Below are 18,671 nucleotides of genomic sequence, written 5' to 3'. Positions count from 1 at the left end.
CATTCCTTGTAGTGTGAGGTAATGCCCTCTGTTTTACCTGAGCCAGTTGGTTTTCGCCAGTTCGATCACTTCATCACCGCGTCCGCTGATGATCGCGCGCAACATATACAGGCTAAAACCTTTAGCCTGTTCGAGCTTGATTTGTGGTGGAATTGCCAGTTCTTCTTTCGCTACAACCACGTCAACCAGCACCGGGCCATCAATCGACATTGCCCTTTGTAGTGCCTCATCTACGTCTGATGATTTTTCCACGCGAATGCCGGTGATCCCACACGCTTCGGCAATGCGCGCGAAGTTGGTATCGTGCAGTTCAGTACCGTCAGTCAGGTAGCCGCCGGCCTTCATCTCCATCGCCACAAATCCCAGCACGCTATTGTTAAAAACGATAATCTTCACTGGCAGTTTCATCTGCACGACTGAAAGAAAATCTCCCATCAGCATGCTGAACCCACCGTCGCCGCACATTGCGACTACCTGGCGTCCTGGTTCTGTCGCCTGAGCGCCTAACGCCTGTGGCATAGCATTCGCCATTGATCCGTGATTAAACGAACCAAGCAGACGGCGCTTACCGTTCATTTTCAGATAGCGAGCTGCCCATACGGTAGGCGTGCCGACATCGCAGGTAAAGATGGCGTCGTCGGCGGCGAAATGACTGATCTGTTGCGCCAGATACTGCGGATGTATGGCTTTATCGCTGGGTTTGGCTAAATCATCCAGGCCTTTGCGTGCATCACGATAGTGTTCCAGTGCTTTATCCAAAAACTGCCGGTCGGTTTTTTCTTCCACCAGCGGTAGCAGGGCGCTAAGTGTGGATTTAATATCACCCACCAGCGCCATATCGACTTTACTGTGCGCGCCAATGCTCGCCGGATTGATATCAATCTGAATAATTTTGGCGTCGGTTGGGTAGAAGGGGCGATAGGGGAACTGGGTGCCGAGTAAGATCAGCGTGTCGGCATTCATCATTGTATGAAAACCTGATGAAAAGCCAATTAGCCCGGTCATGCCGACATCGTACGGATTGTCATATTCAATGTGCTCTTTCCCGCGCAGGGCATGAACAATCGGTGCTTTGATTTTCGCAGCAAACTCGACCAGTTCTTTATGCGCACCAGCGCAACCACTGCCGCACATCAACGCGATATTGCTGGAATAGCGTAGCAGTTGCGCCAGCTTTTTAATCTCTTCTTCTGCTGGGGTCACCACCGGTAACGGCGCGTGGTACCAGTGTGTACTGGCGCTTTCAGGGGCCGGTTTTAATGCCACGTCACCTGGTAGAACGACCACGGAAACGCCGCGGTTTAACACCGCTTTACGCATGGCAATTGCCAGTACCTGCGGGATCTGTTCAGGGCTGGAAACCAGCTCGCAATAGTGGCTACATTCACGGAACAACTCTTGCGGGTGGGTCTCCTGAAAATAACCACTGCCGATTTCACTGGAGGGAATATGCGCGGCAATCGCCAGCACCGGGACGTGGTTACGGTGGCAATCAAACAGGCCGTTAATCAGGTGCAGGTTTCCCGGCCCACATGAACCGGCACACACCGCCAGTTCACCAGTCAGTTGTGCTTCTGCACCTGCGGCAAAGGCCGCAACCTCTTCATGCCGGGTTGGCATCCAGTCAATCGTTCCCATACGATTCAGACTATCACTCAGGCCATTCAGTGAGTCTCCTGTTACACCCCAAATGCGTTTTACCCCAGCTTGTTCGAGGGTTTTAGCAATAAACGCAGCAACCGTTTGTTTCATGGTTTTCCATCTCCTTTAATGTGATACCGGTTACAAGTTTAGATGAAGATAATAGTTATGCTTCTCATTCCCCCTGATTTTCGGCAGCTTTCTTTTCAGATAGATAAAGCGTAGCTTGAGAGCAGATATGGTAAAACAAGGAATAAATTCAAATGTTTACGAGCCTATTAAATGCAGTGAATCGGATGCTGACTCATGAAGACTTTGGCAAGTTTTTGTTACGCCTTGCCGTTGGGGGACTGATGCTGTTTCACGGCTTGCATAAGCTTTTTGCGGGTATTGATGGTATCAGCGGCATGTTGATCGCTAAGGGATTCCCGGGTTTCATCGCTTACGGTGTTTTGTTGGGGGAGGTGGTTGCTCCTTGCCTGATTATTCTCGGTATTTTGACGCGTCCGGCGGCGTTAGGGCTGGCGTTTACGATGGTTGTAGCATGGCTGATGGTCGGGATGGGGGAGACCTGGTCGCTGGACAAAACTGGCGCATGGGCGATTGAAAGCTTGGTGTATTTTTTTATTGGTGCGCTGGCAGTGGCATTTTTAGGTGCGGGGAGATATGCGTTGGGTGGCAACTCGGCCTGGCGGTAAAAAATAGTCGGATGACAGCATAAACAGCTTATCCGTCCTACGGTTGTTCTTGTAGGACGGATAAGCTCAGTGTCATCCGGCTATTAATGATTATGCAAGTACCAGATCACCTTGTGGATGGCAGGAGCAGGCCAGTACATAACCTTCAGCAATTTCCGCGTCAGTCAGCGTCATGGTGCTGGAGACCGTGTAGTTACCATCAACCACTTTGGTTTTACAGCAGCCGCATACGCCCGCACGGCATGCGGCGACGATCGGCACGCTGTTGCTTTCCAGCGCTTCCAGAAGGGTCGTGCCAACCGGTGCATAAAACTCTTTTGCCGGTTGTAACTTGGTGAACTTCAGACCGCTGGTGGCGGCTTCCGCTACCGGAGTGAAGAACTGCTCTTTAAAGAAGCGCGTCACGCCAAGCGCTTTCACTTCTTTTTCAACCAGATCCATGTACGGCGCCGGGCCGCAGGTCATTACGGTACGTGCGGTCAGGTCCGGTACGCTCTTCAGTAGTTCGGTTGTCAGTCGGCCGGAAACAAAGCCATGGGTAGCATTGTTTTCGGCGACTAACGTGACCGGATACTCACGCCATTCGTCGGCAAAAATGACATCTTCCGGCGAACGGACGTTAAAGATCACCTGTACATCGGCCTGCGGACGATACTTTGCCAACCAGCGACGCATTGACATGATTGGCGTAACACCACAGCCAGCAGCCAGCATCAGGAACTTGTCTTCCGCTTTATCTTCACAGGTGAATTCACCCATGGCATCGGACAGCCAGATGTAGTCGCCGCGCTTCACGTCACGGGTTAACCACTGAGAACCTGCACCGTCGTCAATCCGCCGAATAGTCAGCGTGATGTATTCGCTAACGCCCGGTGTTGAGGAGAGGGTGTAAGCACGCAGCGTATCCGCGGAGTTACGTACGCTGACCAGTGCATACTGCCCGGCACGATATGGGTAATAGTCGTGGCATAGCAACGAAATTGTCCATACATCCGGCGTTTCCTGATGGATGTGATGAACCTGCATCCGCCACGGGCACTGATGGGTTGGCATTGTCATTCTCTACTCCTTACGCGCTCAGCAGCTGCTTCATGTCTTCTTCAACAGTGGTCACAGAACGCAGACCGAATTTCTCGTTGAGTACAGCCAGCAGATCCGGCGTGAAGAAGCCAGGTGCAGTTGGGCCAGTGACGATGTTTTTCACACCCAGGGACAGCAGGGTCAGCAGAATTACAATCGCTTTCTGTTCGAACCAGGAGAGCACCAGAGACAGCGGCAGGTCATTGACGCCACAGCCCAGTTTTTCCGCCAGGGTTACTGCCAGGATGATGGCAGAGTAAGCATCGTTACACTGACCGGCGTCGACCAGACGTGGCAGACCTTCGATATCGCCGAAGTCCAGTTTGTTGAAACGGTATTTACCACAGGCCAGCGTCAGGATCAGGCAGTCGTCCGGTACGCTGGTGGCGAAGTCGGTGAAGTAGTTACGTTCACCACGGGCGCCGTCGCAGCCGCCAACCAGGAAGATGTGACGCAGTTTTTCGCGGCTCACCAGGTCGATCAGGGTATCAGCTGCGCCCAGCAACGTCTGACGACCGAAACCGACGGTGATCAGGTGTGGAATTTCGCTGTACGGGAAGCCCGCCATTTGCTGCGCCTGAGCGATAACCGGACCGAAGTCGTCGCCTTCCAGATGGCTCACGCCCGGCCAACCGACGATGCTACGAGTCCAGATACGGTCGTCGTATGCGCCAACGGTCGGGTCGATGATGCAGTTAGAGGTCATTACGATTGGACCTGGGAATCGGGCGAATTCCACCTGCTGGTTCTGCCAGCCACTGCCGTAGTTACCGATCAGGTGTTTGAATTTACGCAGCTCCGGGTAACCGTGCGCTGGCAGCATTTCACCGTGGGTGTAGACGTTAACGCCGGTGCCTTCGGTCTGCTCCAGCAGGTTATACAGATCTTTCAGGTCATGACCAGAGATTAGGATGCATTTCCCTTCGGTCGCTTTCACGTTGACCTGAGTCGGTGTTGGGTGACCGTATTTGGTAGTTTCACCGGCATCCAGGATGCTCATCACTTTGAAGTTCATCTGGCCTATTTCCATAGAGCACTCCAGCAGAGCGTTCATATCGGAAGGCCAGGTACCCAGCCATGCCATGATTTTGTGGTACTGAGCGTAGATATCGTTGTCGTACTGACCCAGAACATGTGCGTGTTCCATGTAGGCTGCCGCACCTTTCAGGCCGTACAGGCAAAGCAGACGCAGGCCGAGAATGTTCTCGCCAATGGTCGCTTTGTCTTTATTCGGGGTAAATTCCGCTGCCTGACGTTGCAGGTCACCCAGATCGTCGCTGACCAGTTGCAGGTCAGCCATCGGGTTATCGACAGTCGCGTTAGCATCAATGTTCAGGCATTGTGCTTTCAGTGCGTCACGCATGGCGATAGCTTCGCGAGCATAGCCGACAATACGTGGGGAGTCGAAGTTTACGTTGGTCAGCGTGGAGAAGAACGCGCGCGGAGCAAAATTATCAACTTCATGGTCGATGATGCCGTATTCACGCGCTTTAACCGCCCATGCAGACAGACCTTGTAGGGAAGCAATCAGCAGATCCTGCAGATCGGAGGTCTCCGCTGTCTTACCGCACATACCCTGCGCGTAAGAGCAGCCGTTCCCTGCCGGAGTACGGATGGTTTGTTCACATTGCACACAAAACATGGTCACACCTTTTAAAGTTATATTTAATATACATGTTTAAGGTTATGCCTGCGCGCGCAGGGATTAAAGGGATTTCTAATACAACTTGCAGGGAGATTGATTTAGCGCAATTTTGGCGGTAGCTGACTACCGCCAGAGAGGTATTTGTCTGTATATCAGGCGGAGAAAAATGCCATCAACAGAGGCACCAGTAAACTCAGAATAAAGCCGTGAACGATTGCAGCTGGAACCATCTCCAGACCACCGCTACGTTGTAAAACGGGCAGGGTGAAATCCATTGATGTCGCACCGCAGAGTCCTAAGGCGGTGGATCGACTGCGGCCAACTAATCCCGGAATTAACATAATGGCAATCAGTTCGCGCGCCAGATCGTTAAAGAAAGCGGCGCTGCCGATAACCGGCCCGAACGATTCGGTCAACAAAATACCGGAAAGGGAATACCAGCCAAATCCCGATGCCATCGCCAGTGACGTTTTCATCGGTAGACCGAGGATTAGTGCATTGATGACTCCACCCAGCAGCGAACTGGCAACCACGACGACGGCAACAATCATGCCTCTGCGGTTCAGCACAATCTGTTTTAAGGTCATGCCGCTGTTGCGCAATTGAATTCCCACGAGGAACAATAAAAAGATCAGCGTATATTCGCTGGCTTCGGTTGCGTGCTGCAGCATTGAAAACCCGGTAAGCCCGAGCAGAAAACCCAGGACAACGACACCACAAAGTTGTAGCGACTCAAGTGCCATTGCAATTCGCGAAGGTAACTTTTCTTGCTGGTGGTTGTGTCGCCAGGGCAGTGCACGTTCCAGCCACAGTAGCGCCGCAATGTTACATAGCAGAATGACCGTAATACTGACGGCAGAATAATGAAGAATGGATAACAGATTACTGGCGAGATTATCCAGAAACGCCAGGCTGATGCCCATAAAGAAGAGAATAAGGTAGACGATCCAACTCAGCAGGCGATTAATGAGTTTTAAAGCAGCCCTGTGCCGAAGCGGAATCAGATAACCCACAATAAGTGGGACCAGAATGATTAACAGTCCTGAAAACATGAACAACCGGGTCCTTTATATGTGAAGCAGCGCACTGACACTACCCAATAAAAGCTTTCAGGTAAAGTTACAAAAAAAGCCGGGTGGCGCTGATGCCTACCCGGCTTACATATTGCAGTGAACTGTAGGTCAGGTAAGACACTGCCACCTGACACTATGGCCTACGTGGGATTAATCGCGTTTTTCCAGCAGGGTGCGATAAATAAGTCCACCGAGAACCCCACCGATAATCGGCATGACCCAGAACAGCCACAGTTGTTCTAGCGCCCAGCCGCCCTGGAAGAGGGCAACGGCGGTACTACGTGCCGGGTTTACGGATGTGTTGGTGACCGGAATGCTGATCAGGTGAATCAGCGTTAACGCAAGACCAATAGCAATGGGTGCGAAACCAGCCGGAGCATGTTTATCGGTAGCACCGTGGATAACCAGTAAGAAACCTGCGGTCAGAACGATTTCAATAACGATAGCAGAAAGCATCGAATAGCCGCCCGGAGAATGTTCACCGTAGCCGTTTGACGCAAACCCACTGGCTGTAGCATCGAAGCCTGCTTTACCGCTGGCAATAAGATACAGCACAGCTGCCGCAACAATACCGCCCACGACCTGGGCAACAACATAACCAATAACGTCTTTTGCCGGAAAGCGACCACCAGCCCATAAACCGAATGTCACTGCTGGGTTAAAATGTCCGCCTGAAATATGACCGACGGCAAATGCCATTGTCAAAACAGTGAGACCGAAGGCCAGCGCAACACCGGCAAATCCAATACCTAACTCAGGGAATGCTGCGGCCAGCACGGCACTCCCACATCCACCAAAAACAAGCCAGAATGTACCGAAGAATTCGGCTGCTAATTTCCTGAACATAACCACCTCAATTAAAAGTTCCGGGTTCGTTGTCGTACCCGGTTATTCATCGCTAAAAGGGGCGATGATTAAAGAGCGTATATTTTAGAAAAAAACATCATCCCTTCGCCACTTAAATTAATAAAAAAATTTGATTTAAGGCAATGCGACGTCAATCCTTTTTGGATTTGATGTAGATAAGGTATCGTTTAATTACATTAAGCGGATTGTTGTGCCCTGAAATAATATTCATTGTAAATTTTAAGAAGAATATTCTTATGTTTTTTAGTTCCCCCGGTTTCGGTTTGGGTGATATCGGGTGTCCTGAGTGCCTGCTTGCCGTTATACTCCTGATAACTTGAAGGAAAAAGTTAGCATTTCCGGAGGCTATATGATTCTCGAACGCGTTGAGATTGTTGGGTTTCGTGGTATTAATCGGCTGTCGTTGGTGCTGGAGCAAAACAACGTGCTGATTGGGGAGAACGCGTGGGGTAAATCCAGCCTGCTGGATGCATTAACCCTGTTGTTGTCACCTGAGTCGGATTTATACCATTTTGATCGCGAAGACTTTTGGTTCCCACCGGGTGATGTCCAGGGGCGGGAACATCATTTGCACATTATTCTGACGTTTCGCGAATCTCAACCGGGCCGCCATCGGGTACGTCGGTACCGTCCGCTGGAAGCATGCTGGTCCCCATGTTCGGATAACTATCACCGTATTTTCTATCGGCTGGAAGGAGAGTGTGCGGATGATGGTAGTGTCCTGACGCTGCGCAGCTTCCTTGATGGCGCAGGCCATCCTTTACCCATCGACGATATTAACGACCAGGCCCGCCATCTCGTCCGCCTGATGCCGGTTCTACGTCTGCGTGATGCGCGTTTTATGCGGCGGATCCGCAACGGTACGGTGCCAGATATGGCCGATGTTGAAGTCACCGCCCGTCAACTGGATTTTCTGGCGCGCGAACTCGCTAACCGTCCACAAAATTTGACGGATGGACAGATTCGCCAGGGGCTTTCAGCCATGGTTCAACTGCTGGAGCACTATTTTTCTGAGCAGGGATCTAGTCAGTCACGTTATCGTCTGATGCGTCGGCGATCCAATAACGAACAACGTAGCTGGCGTTATCTGGACATTATTAACCGCATGATTGATAAGCCAGGAGGACGTACGCACCGCGTGATCCTTTTGGGGCTTTTTTCGACCCTGTTACAGGCTAAAGGCACACTTAGGCTGGATAAAGATGCCCGTCCTTTGTTGCTGGTAGAAGATCCAGAAACACGGTTGCATCCTATTATGCTCTCTGTCGCCTGGCAGTTGCTGAATCTACTTCCTCTGCAGCGTGTGGCGACCACCAACTCCGGAGAATTGTTGTCTCTCACGCCCGTTGAGCATGTTGTCCGTCTGGTGCGTGAATCCTCCCGCGTTGCCGCCTGGCGGCTGGGGCCGGGTGGTTTGAGTGCGGAAGACGGACGGCGTATTGCGTTTCATATTCGCTTTAATCGAGCGTCGTCGTTGTTTGCCCGCTGCTGGCTGCTGGTGGAGGGGGAAACGGAAACCTGGGTTATTAACGAACTGGCTCGTCAGTGCGGACATCACTTTGATGCCGAAGGCATTAAAGTCATTGAGTTCGCCCAGTCAGGCCTTAAACCGCTGGTTAAGTTTGCCCGGCGTATGGGGATAGAGTGGCATGTGTTGGTCGATGGAGATGAAGCGGGCAAAAAGTACGCCGCTACCGTACGCAGCTTGCTGAATAACGATCGGGAAGAAGAACGCGAGCATTTAACCATACTGCCTGCGCTGGATATGGAACACTTTATGTACCGACAGGGATTCTCTGACGTCTTTCATCGGGTGGCACAAATTCCGGAAAATGTACCAATGAATATGCGCAAGATTATATCGAAAGCTATTCATCGTTCGTCAAAACCGGATCTGGCGATTGAAGTGGCGATGGAAGCAGGGCGACGCGGCGTTGAAGCCGTACCAACCCTGCTCAGGAAAATGTTTTCGCGCGTGCTGTGGTTGGCGCGCGGACGGGCTGATTAGTGGCGGAACATCAGCGATAACTGAGCGTGTATATTGTCCAGTAACTGATAGCGGCGGCGATATTCCGCGCGTTTTTTACTGGCAATATCTGCCTCGTTTTTTCGAGCCAACGAGCGTGGAATATGATAATACCCGTGGCTGTCGCATTCTCCACCTACCGACTCCCAAAAGGCATTATAGTCAGAAAGAATAACCTTGTTTTTATCATGGTAACGTGGGCTGCGAAAAATATGCTGCTCATTACTGACAGCCAGAACTTGTTCGATATTAAGCTGTTCCGCAAAGCGGCAAATAGCCTCCATTACAATACGCTTAGGAAAAATTCCATGGCATGATTTGGTCGCTTTTTGAATTTCTTCGTGCGGCAGTTGAGCATTACCCTGTACGCCGCCAATAAAGAGCGTACTTTTCTTATTGTACTTACACAGTGTGAACGTCATTTTAATCAGGATGTCCCCGGCGCTATTACGCATGAGAATTGTACTTTCCCCTTCTTTATCCAGTGCAGTGAACATCATCATGTCGACAGTGAATATTTCACCGTCTTTGCCTTCAATTTTCGCCAGTTGCAATCCATCATTGCTTAAAAATGCACTAAACTCCGCGGGCAAAAATGCGTTACGGATAACATGGTAATGAAAGCGCACCGCGTCTAAACGCATTTTCAGGTCGAAATTTTTAGCAAGATACGGGCGATGTAAACGCACCGGCAAGCGCGGCTGGCGGGAGAGTAAATTATCAAGGTCTGGCCACTGTGCCAGTTCAGTCATCCATTCTCGAGTCAGTCGTGGTATCAGCAATGAGCGCCACATAAACTTACGGCGAAAACTTCGCTTTTCCCAACAATTACCGGGTCGCCAATGACCGGTAGTCAGGTTGCAAAAAAGGCCAAAACCAGTTGCTGGTTTTGCAGAATGAAAAGTGCTTTCAGTTAGCTGGCTCATAATAACAATCCAATTGATACGCTGGTACTAATTTCAGCACGGTGGATCTTAACGATTCATCAATAACTCTGTTATTCTTTGAACTTTTCAACGCCTGTTAATTTATCGTTGATGTTTATCACTCCACTCTGGTGGACGTATTGGGGGAAACTGGGATTTTTATGAAGCTCAAGGGAAAAATTAAAAAACGGTATTTTCTCATCGCCATCATTATTATTGTGGTGATGATTGCACTTTGGAGAACACTAAATGCTCCATTACCTCAGTATCAGACGTTAATTGTTCGACCTGGCGATCTCCAGCAAAGCGTACTGGCAACCGGGAAACTGGATGCGTTACGCAAAGTTGACGTAGGTGCGCAGGTGAGCGGGCAGCTAAAAACGTTGTCAGTAGCGATTGGCGATAAAGTAAAAAAAGATCAACTGCTTGGTGTTATTGATCCTGAACAGGCGCAAAACCAGATCAAAGAGGTTGAGGCGACGCTCATGGAATTACGCGCTCAGCGTTTGCAGGCAGAAGCCGAATGGAAACTGGCGCGGGTAACGCTTTCTCGTCAGCAACAGCTGGCGAAAACACAGGCTGTTTCTCAGCAGGATCTCGACACTGCGGCTACCGAAATGGCGGTTAAACAGGCGCAAATTGGCACCATTGATGCACAAATTAAGCGTAATCAGGCCTCGCTTGATACGGCAAAGACTAACCTCGATTACACCCGCATCGTGGCTCCTATGGCCGGTGAGGTAACCCAAATTACCACCCTGCAGGGGCAAACCGTGATTGCTGCACAGCAGGCACCAAACATTCTGACTCTGGCAGATATGAGTACCATGCTGGTAAAAGCGCAGGTGTCCGAGGCGGATGTTATTCATCTGCATCCGGGGCAAAAGGCCTGGTTTACTGTGCTGGGCGATCCGCAGACGCGCTATGAAGGTACACTCAAAGATGTGTTGCCAACGCCAGAGAAAGTGAATGACGCTATTTTCTATTACGCCCGCTTCGAAGTGCCTAACCCGAAAGGGATCCTGCGTCTGGATATGACCGCGCAGGTTCATATTCAGCTAACGGATGTGAAAAATGTGCTGACAATCCCGTTAGCGGCCCTTGGCGATCCTATTGGCAACAACCGTTATAACGTCAGACTGTTGCGCAACGGCGAGACCCGGGAACGTGAGGTCTCTATCGGCGCACGTAATGACACTGATGTAGAGATTGTAAAAGGGCTGGAAGAAGGGGATGAAGTCATCATCGGTGAGGCGAAACCTGGAGCGGCGCAATGACGGCATTGCTTGAGCTGAGCAATATCTGCCGCAGTTACCCGTCAGGAGAAGGGCAGGTCGAGGTGTTAAAGAACGTCTCCTTGAGCATCCAGGCCGGCGAAATGGTGGCGATTGTCGGGGCTTCTGGCTCGGGCAAATCGACGCTGATGAACATTCTGGGATGTCTGGACAAGCCTACCAACGGGACGTATCAGGTTGCCGGGCGCGATGTTTCCACCCTGGACAGCGACGCGTTAGCGCAACTACGGCGTGAGCATTTCGGCTTCATCTTCCAGCGGTATCATTTACTCTCGCATTTGACGGCAGCGCAAAACGTTGAGGTACCCGCGGTCTACGCCGGAACCGAGCGTAAGCAGCGGTTGGCACGAGCGCAGGAGTTGCTCCAGCGACTGGGACTGGGTGACAGGGTCGACTATCAACCTTCCCAGCTTTCCGGTGGGCAGCAGCAGCGCGTCAGTATTGCGCGTGCGCTGATGAATGGCGGACAGGTGATTCTGGCCGATGAACCGACCGGGGCGCTGGACAGCCATTCTGGCGAAGAGGTGATGGCTATTCTGCATCAGCTGCGCGATCGTGGACATACGGTGATTATCGTAACTCACGACCCGCAGGTAGCCGCACAGGCCGAGCGAGTGATTGAAATTCGTGATGGCGAAATCGTGCGTAATCCGCCGTCACAGAAACCCTCTGCAGGGCGCGGTATTGCGGAACCGACGGTGACGACGGCCTCCGGTTGGCGTCAGTTTGCCAGCGGTTTTCGTGAGGCGCTTACCATGGCGTGGCTGGCAATGGCCGCCAATAAGATGCGTACACTGCTGACCATGCTTGGCATTATCATTGGTATTGCTTCTGTGGTCTCTATTGTGGTTGTTGGTGACGCAGCAAAACAGCTGGTGCTGGCTGATATTCGCGCTATCGGGACGAACACCATTGATATCTACCCCGGCAAAGATTTCGGTGATGATGACCCACAGTATCAGCAGGCGCTGAAATATGACGACTTAGTCGCTATTCAGAAGCAGCCCTGGGTGAGTTCCGTTACGCCTGCGGTGTCGAAGAATTTGCGTCTGCGTTATGGAAATATCGACGTGGCGGCCAGCGCGAACGGCGTTAGTGGAGATTACTTTAACGTTTATGGCATGACGTTTAGCGAAGGGAACACTTTTAACGCAGAACAGTTAAATGGTCGGGCACAGGTGGTGGTGCTTGACAGCAATACCCGACGCCAACTCTTCCCCAACAAAGCGCAGGTGGTGGGAGAAGTTATCCTGGTGGGAAATATGCCTGCCACCGTGATTGGGGTCGCCGAAGAGAAGCAGTCGATGTTTGGCAGCAGCAAGATCCTGCGGGTCTGGTTGCCTTACAGCACCATGTCCGGGCGGATCATGGGGCAATCGTGGCTGAACTCTATTACCGTGCGTGTTAAGGATGGTTTCGACAGCGCGCAGGCGGAGCAGCAACTGACCCGACTGTTGTCGTTGCGCCATGGTAAAAAAGATTTCTTCACCTGGAACATGGACGGCGTCTTGAAAACCGCCGAAAAAACCACACGTACTTTACAGTTGTTCCTGACTCTGGTTGCGGTGATTTCTCTGGTGGTCGGCGGAATAGGCGTGATGAACATTATGCTGGTTTCCGTGACTGAACGAACGCGTGAAATTGGCATTCGTATGGCGGTTGGTGCGCGTGCCAGTGATGTGCTGCAGCAGTTCTTAATTGAAGCAGTGCTGGTGTGTCTGGTCGGTGGGGCGTTAGGTATTAGCCTGTCGATGCTAATCGCTTTTACGTTGCAACTTTTTCTGCCTGGATGGGAAATTGGATTCTCTCCTTTTGCCCTGCTGACGGCTTTCCTGTGCTCAACGGCGACCGGCGTTTTGTTTGGCTGGCTGCCTGCGCGTAATGCGGCGCGCCTTGATCCCGTCGATGCTTTGGCGCGTGAATAACGTGTTGTATTGCATAAGAAATAAAAATGCCAGCCTCCGGGGCTGGCATTTTGTCTGCGGGATGTACACAATGAGACAGAAGAGCTATGCGACAGCTTCTGCTTCAATGACAGGCACGATGACGCTGGCGTGATTGCCTTTTGGCCCCTGGTGGACATCAAACTGGACAGACTGTCCGGCTTTTAGCGTTCTGTAACCATCCATTTGAATGGTGGAGTAATGGGCGAAGATATCTTCGCCACCGCCTTCAGGGCAGATGAAACCAAACCCTTTGGCATTGTTGAACCACTTAACAGTACCCGTTTCCATGCTTCGACATCCTTCGTAAATCTTATATAAGTAAGATGGAATGAACCGGTGGCGGAGTGGGGGCTGTTCAAAACCTCGCCAACTCTCGAGACTACAATTTAGAGAAATCAGGCGGGGCGTCAAGCGTCAGGCTAGTGGAATAGGGTAAAAATGCATCAAAATTTGAAGCAGTTAACGCTATTGTCGGTTCTGTGACAGATGTCGCGAATGACACTGATAGATGATAATTATCTAATACTTGAGGTAGATTGATTGTGCGCATAGGCTCTTGTCAGCGGCAAGTTATTCTGCCGGTAACCGTAACTGAAGATGACGACTGACAATGGGTAAGACGAACGATTGGTTGGATTTCGACCTGCTGGCGGAAGACAAATTGCGCGACGCGCTAAAACCGCCATCTATGTATAAAGTGATATTAGTCAATGATGATTACACTCCGATGGAGTTTGTTATTGACGTGTTACAAAAATTCTTTTCTTATGATGTAGAACGTGCAACGCAACTGATGCTTGCTGTTCACTATCAAGGTAAAGCTATCTGCGGCGTATTTACCGCGGAAGTGGCTGAGACCAAAGTTGCGATGGTGAACAAATATGCGAGGGAGAACGAGCATCCGTTGCTGTGTACGCTGGAAAAAGCCTGAATGCAGGCATAAATATTGGGGGAGGTGCCTATGCTCAATCAAGAACTGGAACTCAGTTTAAACATGGCTTTCGCCAGAGCGCGCGAGCACCGACATGAGTTTATGACCGTCGAGCACTTGTTACTGGCATTGCTCAGTAACCCATCGGCCCGCGAAGCGCTGGAAGCGTGTTCTGTGGATTTGGTGGCGCTCCGTCAGGAACTCGAAGCCTTCATTGAACAAACCACACCCGTATTGCCTGCCAGCGAAGAAGAGCGCGACACGCAACCGACGCTGAGTTTTCAGCGTGTACTGCAACGTGCTGTCTTTCATGTTCAGTCCTCCGGGCGTAATGAAGTCACTGGCGCAAATGTGCTGGTTGCCATCTTCAGCGAGCAGGAATCTCAGGCGGCGTATCTGCTGCGTAAGCATGAAGTCAGTCGCCTGGACGTGGTGAATTTTATTTCTCATGGCACGCGCAAAGACGAACCGAGTCAGTCTTCTGATTCAGGTAATCAGCCAAATAGCGAAGAACAAGCTGGCGGGGAGGACCGTATGGAGAACTTCACCACTAACCTTAACCAGCTTGCTCGCGTGGGCGGTATTGATCCGCTCATTGGCCGGGAAAAAGAGCTGGAGCGAGCCATTCAGGTACTGTGCCGCCGCCGTAAAAACAACCCGCTGCTGGTGGGTGAGTCTGGCGTCGGGAAAACCGCGATTGCTGAAGGCCTCGCCTGGCGTATTGTCCAGGGTGACGTGCCGGAAGTCATGGCAGACTGCACGCTTTACTCGCTGGATATTGGGTCGCTGCTGGCGGGAACCAAATACCGTGGTGATTTTGAAAAACGGTTTAAAGCTCTGCTGAAGCAGCTGGAACAGGATACCAACAGTATTCTGTTTATCGATGAGATCCACACCATTATAGGTGCAGGGGCTGCATCTGGCGGCCAGGTTGACGCCGCAAATCTGATCAAACCGCTGCTGTCCAGCGGTAAGATCCGCGTGATCGGTTCGACCACCTATCAGGAGTTCAGCAATATTTTCGAGAAAGACCGTGCGTTAGCGCGTCGCTTCCAGAAAATCGATATTACTGAACCGTCGGTGGAAGAGACCGTGCAGATTATTAACGGTTTGAAACCCAAATATGAAGCGCACCACGATGTTCGTTATACCGCAAAAGCAGTGCGTGCAGCGGTTGAGCTGGCGGTGAAATATATCAACGATCGTCATCTGCCGGATAAAGCGATTGATGTGATCGATGAAGCTGGCGCCCGTGCGCGACTGATGCCGGTCAGCAAGCGCAAGAAAACCGTCAACGTAGCGGATATTGAGTCCGTTGTGGCTCGCATTGCGCGGATCCCGGAGAAGAGTGTTTCGCAGAGCGATCGAGATACGCTGAAAAATCTGGGCAACCGCCTGAAAATGCTGGTGTTCGGGCAGGATAAGGCTATTGAGGCACTGACTGAAGCGATCAAGATGAGTCGTGCAGGTCTTGGTCACGAGCATAAACCTGTCGGTTCGTTCTTGTTTGCTGGTCCGACTGGCGTCGGTAAAACCGAAGTCACGGTGCAACTGTCCAAAGCGCTGGGTATTGAACTGCTGCGTTTTGATATGTCTGAATATATGGAGCGCCATACCGTCAGCCGCCTGATTGGTGCGCCTCCGGGGTACGTTGGATTTGACCAGGGCGGTTTGTTAACGGATGCGGTGATTAAACATCCGCATGCGGTACTGCTGCTGGATGAAATCGAAAAAGCGCACCCGGATGTCTTTAACCTGCTGCTGCAGGTGATGGATAACGGTACGTTGACTGACAACAACGGGCGCAAAGCGGATTTCCGCAACGTGGTGCTGGTAATGACCACGAACGCCGGGGTGCGTGAAACTGAACGTAAATCGATTGGGCTTATTCATCAGGACAACAGTACTGATGCGATGGGCGAGATCAAAAAAGTATTTACGCCGGAGTTCCGTAACCGTCTCGACAATATTATCTGGTTTGATCATCTCTCTACTGAGGTCATTCACCAGGTTGTGGATAAATTTATTGTCGAACTTCAGGTTCAGCTGGATCAGAAAGGCGTATCTCTGGAAGTGAGTCAGGAAGCACGTGACTGGCTGGCAGAGAAAGGCTATGACCGCGCCATGGGCGCACGCCCGATGACGCGTGTAGTCCAGGACAACCTGAAAAAACCATTGGCAAACGAACTGCTGTTCGGTTCGCTTGTGGATGGTGGGCAGGTGACAGTCGCGCTGGATAAAGAGAAAAATGAGCTGACGTATGGCTTCCAGAGTGCGCAAAAGCATAAACCGGAAGCAGCACATTAAATTCTTATCTCATAACAGACCGGGCGTAAATGCCCGGTTTTTTTTCGCCTGAAATTGGGTAACGGATGGAGCAGAGGCAAAAAATAAGCCTGCGTAAGGGAGATTACGCAGGCTAAGGAGGTGGTTCCTGGTACAGCTAGCATTTATGGGTTATGTTTTTCAGCGAAACAGATAATACCCTTAATGAACGAAACGGTATGTGATCGGTTTCTAAGAATCTTCCGAACGCCGAAAAATATCCATAATTAACTACTTAGTATGCGGATTTCGCGTGGATTCCCCGGCAAAATTACGCATTAACAAGGCATAGTTCAGATCAATATCTTGCGGTACCGGCATCCACACAGTGTAGCCATCCCCTGGAGCGACCGGCATTGCCTCGCCTTTGGCGTTTTCCATCTGCTCTAGGGTGAAATTGATATTACCCTGCGGGGTCATCAGTTCTAGGCTATCACCAACGGTGAATTTGTTTTTCACCAGTACTGCCGCCAGCTCACCTTTGCGCTCGCCAGTGAATTCACCGACAAATTGCTGGCGCTCGGAAACAGAAAAACCATATTCGTAATTCTGATAGTCGTCATGTGTGTGGCGACGCAGGAAGCCTTCGGTATATCCACGGTGCGCCAGACCTTCCAGCGTCTCTAACAGACTGGTGTCGAAAGGTTTACCGGCAGCGGCGTCATCAATCGCTTTACGGTACACCTGCGCGGTACGAGCACAGTAGTAATAGGATTTGGTACGGCCTTCGATTTTCAGTGAATGCACACCCATTTGGGTCAGACGCTCGACATGGGCAATGGCGCGTAAATCTTTTGAGTTCATGATGTAAGTACCGTGTTCGTCTTCGAACGCGGTCATATATTCGCCCGGGCGCTGAGCTTCTTCGATCATAAACACTTTGTCAGTCGGTGCACCAATACCCAACGTAGGTTCGACGTTTTGTACTGGAATAGGCTCATGCTTGTGTACGATGTTGCCTACCACGTCTTCTTTACCTTCCTGCACGTTATATTCCCAGCGGCAGGCATTGGTACAGGTGCCCTGATTCGGATCGCGCTTGTTGATGTAGCCGGAGAGCAGGCAGCGGCCGGAGTAAGCCATGCACAACGCACCGTGAACGAAGATCTCAATCTCCATATCCGGTACCTGATTACGGATCTCTTCAATTTCTTCCAGCGACAATTCACGGGACAGGATCACGCGGGTCAGTCCCATCTGCTTCCAGAATTTTACCGTTGCCCAGTTTACAGCGTTAGCCTGTACCGACAGGTGAATGTCCATATCCGGGAAGTTTTCGCGTACCAGCATGATAAGACCCGGGTCGGACATGATTAAGGCATCCGGTCCCATTTCCACAACCGGTTTCAGGTCACGAATGAAAGTTTTCAGCTTGGCGTTGTGTGGGGCAATGTTTACCACCACGTAGAATTTTTTACCCAGTTCATGGGCTTCATTAATCCCGAGCTGCAAATTTTCGTGATTGAATTCGTTGTTGCGCACGCGCAGCGAGTAACGCGGCTGGCCCGCATATACTGCATCTGCGCCATAGGCAAAAGCGTAACGCATATTTTTCAGCGTTCCCGCCGGGGAAAGGAGTTCCGGTTTAAACATAATTTTCTCGTTCTGATGACAGGTCAGACTCGCCTCACTCAATGAGGCGGTTAGGGGAGTGCCCCCATATTAAGGGCGGGCATTGTAGCGCTGCGGGGAAGACAGGTAAAGAAAAACGCCGGGCGACAGTTTGGCGTTACCCGGCTGATGAAGTGATAATCAGGTTTTATCTTTCACCGTCTGACTTATGCCATTGGTTTTTACCGACGCAATTCCGGTATCTCGCGACTGCTCGTTTGCATACAGCTGACTGGTACCAATAACCTGATGGTTTGCCGCTTTCAGATTGAAATGCAATTTGCCGTTTGTCGCCGTTTTTTTCTCATAACGTTCGCTCAGTGGGCTGTTTACCTGGACCGAGGCGATCCCCTTTTCCGCAGCACCTTTTGTGGCGTAAAGCTCACTGGTCAGGATAGTTTCTCCATTTCCTGCCTTAAGAACAAATCGGTACTGATTATCACTGCTTTTGCTTAACTCAAACCAACCAGCCATATGAACTCCTTGATTAAAAATTTTATATCAAACAGTTATTAACGACAGCGTATTGCCAGTAAGAGTATGGGTGATATTCACAGAGTTGCTAGTGACGAAGGCTCCGCCAGCTGACAGAGCCATTTTAGAGAGG

General features: G+C 51.0%; 15 protein-coding genes. 6 read left to right on the top strand and 9 right to left on the bottom strand.

The features are described from left to right. Nucleotides 1–33: 33 nt before the first annotated feature. Nucleotides 34–1,752, bottom strand: a complete 1,719-nt coding sequence (poxB, locus tag LG384_RS14890) for a ubiquinone-dependent pyruvate dehydrogenase (RefSeq protein WP_045444800.1) — start codon at nucleotides 1,750–1,752, stop codon at nucleotides 34–36. Between the two features lie 152 nt (nucleotides 1,753–1,904). On the opposite strand from poxB, the gene LG384_RS14885 reads away from it, so the two are divergent. Further along, the gene (locus LG384_RS14885) at nucleotides 1,905–2,339 is read left to right on the top strand and encodes a DoxX family protein (RefSeq protein ID WP_045444796.1); all 435 of its coding nucleotides are present in this window, start codon (nucleotides 1,905–1,907) and stop codon (nucleotides 2,337–2,339) included. 90 nt (nucleotides 2,340–2,429) lie between these two features. Here the strand turns inward: LG384_RS14885 and hcr are convergent, their stop codons facing one another. From hcr to aqpZ, 4 genes are all read right to left on the bottom strand, one after another. Beyond that, nucleotides 2,430–3,398: an NADH oxidoreductase gene (gene hcr, locus LG384_RS14880; RefSeq protein WP_045444792.1), complete on the bottom strand. Its 969-nt coding sequence runs from the start codon at nucleotides 3,396–3,398 to the stop codon at nucleotides 2,430–2,432. A gap of 10 nt (nucleotides 3,399–3,408) precedes the next feature. Then, a complete protein-coding gene (gene hcp / locus LG384_RS14875; protein ID WP_048221081.1) occupies nucleotides 3,409–5,061 on the bottom strand; it encodes a hydroxylamine reductase in 1,653 nt (550 codons plus the stop codon). Between the two features lie 155 nt (nucleotides 5,062–5,216). Further along, on the bottom strand, nucleotides 5,217–6,116 hold the full coding sequence (locus LG384_RS14870) for a lysine exporter LysO family protein (RefSeq protein WP_045444786.1): 900 nt from the start codon (nucleotides 6,114–6,116) through the stop codon (nucleotides 5,217–5,219). A gap of 171 nt (nucleotides 6,117–6,287) precedes the next feature. Continuing rightward, nucleotides 6,288–6,983 carry an aquaporin Z gene (gene aqpZ, locus LG384_RS14865; protein ID WP_200012738.1) on the bottom strand — a complete coding sequence of 232 codons (696 nt, stop codon included), beginning with the start codon at nucleotides 6,981–6,983 and terminating at the stop codon, nucleotides 6,288–6,290. 370 nt (nucleotides 6,984–7,353) lie between these two features. Here aqpZ and LG384_RS14860 point away from each other — a divergent pair, with 370 nt between their 5' ends. Beyond that, complete coding sequence (locus LG384_RS14860) at nucleotides 7,354–9,012, top strand: ATP-dependent endonuclease (RefSeq protein ID WP_048221084.1); 1,659 nt, start codon at nucleotides 7,354–7,356, stop codon at nucleotides 9,010–9,012. Here the strand turns inward: LG384_RS14860 and LG384_RS14855 are convergent. Next, nucleotides 9,009–9,956 carry a VirK/YbjX family protein gene (locus tag LG384_RS14855; protein WP_045444774.1) on the bottom strand — a complete coding sequence of 316 codons (948 nt, stop codon included), beginning with the start codon at nucleotides 9,954–9,956 and terminating at the stop codon, nucleotides 9,009–9,011. The genes LG384_RS14860 and LG384_RS14855 overlap by 4 nt on opposite strands. A gap of 161 nt (nucleotides 9,957–10,117) precedes the next feature. On the opposite strand from LG384_RS14855, the gene macA reads away from it, so the two are divergent. Then, nucleotides 10,118–11,233: a macrolide transporter subunit MacA gene (gene macA, locus LG384_RS14850; RefSeq protein WP_045444771.1), complete on the top strand. Its 1,116-nt coding sequence runs from the start codon at nucleotides 10,118–10,120 to the stop codon at nucleotides 11,231–11,233. Beyond that, nucleotides 11,230–13,176: a macrolide ABC transporter ATP-binding protein/permease MacB gene (macB, locus tag LG384_RS14845; protein WP_048221086.1), complete on the top strand. Its 1,947-nt coding sequence runs from the start codon at nucleotides 11,230–11,232 to the stop codon at nucleotides 13,174–13,176. Before macA ends, macB begins: the two co-directional genes overlap by 4 nt. 84 nt (nucleotides 13,177–13,260) lie before the next feature. On the opposite strand, the gene cspD is transcribed toward macB, so the two are convergent. Continuing rightward, nucleotides 13,261–13,485 carry a cold shock-like protein CspD gene (gene cspD / locus LG384_RS14840; RefSeq protein WP_003036813.1) on the bottom strand — a complete coding sequence of 75 codons (225 nt, stop codon included), beginning with the start codon at nucleotides 13,483–13,485 and terminating at the stop codon, nucleotides 13,261–13,263. 322 nt (nucleotides 13,486–13,807) lie between these two features. Here cspD and clpS point away from each other — a divergent pair, with 322 nt between their 5' ends. Both clpS and clpA read left to right on the top strand, forming a co-directional pair. Next, nucleotides 13,808–14,128 carry an ATP-dependent Clp protease adapter ClpS gene (gene clpS, locus LG384_RS14835; protein WP_003036810.1) on the top strand — a complete coding sequence of 107 codons (321 nt, stop codon included), beginning with the start codon at nucleotides 13,808–13,810 and terminating at the stop codon, nucleotides 14,126–14,128. 30 nt (nucleotides 14,129–14,158) lie between these two features. Continuing rightward, entirely contained in the window at nucleotides 14,159–16,435 is a 2,277-nt protein-coding gene (gene clpA / locus LG384_RS14830) for an ATP-dependent Clp protease ATP-binding subunit ClpA (RefSeq protein ID WP_045444765.1), read from the top strand. 249 nt (nucleotides 16,436–16,684) lie between these two features. Here the strand turns inward: clpA and yegQ are convergent, their stop codons facing one another. Together yegQ and LG384_RS14820 are read right to left on the bottom strand one after the other, a co-directional pair. After that, entirely contained in the window at nucleotides 16,685–18,046 is a 1,362-nt protein-coding gene (gene yegQ / locus LG384_RS14825) for a tRNA 5-hydroxyuridine modification protein YegQ (RefSeq protein WP_225761154.1), read from the bottom strand. 159 nt (nucleotides 18,047–18,205) lie between these two features. Beyond that, the gene (locus LG384_RS14820) at nucleotides 18,206–18,538 is read right to left on the bottom strand and encodes a YegP family protein (protein WP_045444759.1); all 333 of its coding nucleotides are present in this window, start codon (nucleotides 18,536–18,538) and stop codon (nucleotides 18,206–18,208) included. Between the last annotated feature and the right edge of the window lie 133 nt (nucleotides 18,539–18,671).

This window comes from Citrobacter sp. Marseille-Q3906 (assembly GCF_916618775.1).
GTDB classification, from domain to species: domain Bacteria; phylum Pseudomonadota; class Gammaproteobacteria; order Enterobacterales; family Enterobacteriaceae; genus Citrobacter; species Citrobacter murliniae.
The sequence above is the reverse complement of the archived record's forward strand: the minus strand, read 5'-3'. Positions and strand labels throughout refer to the sequence as shown.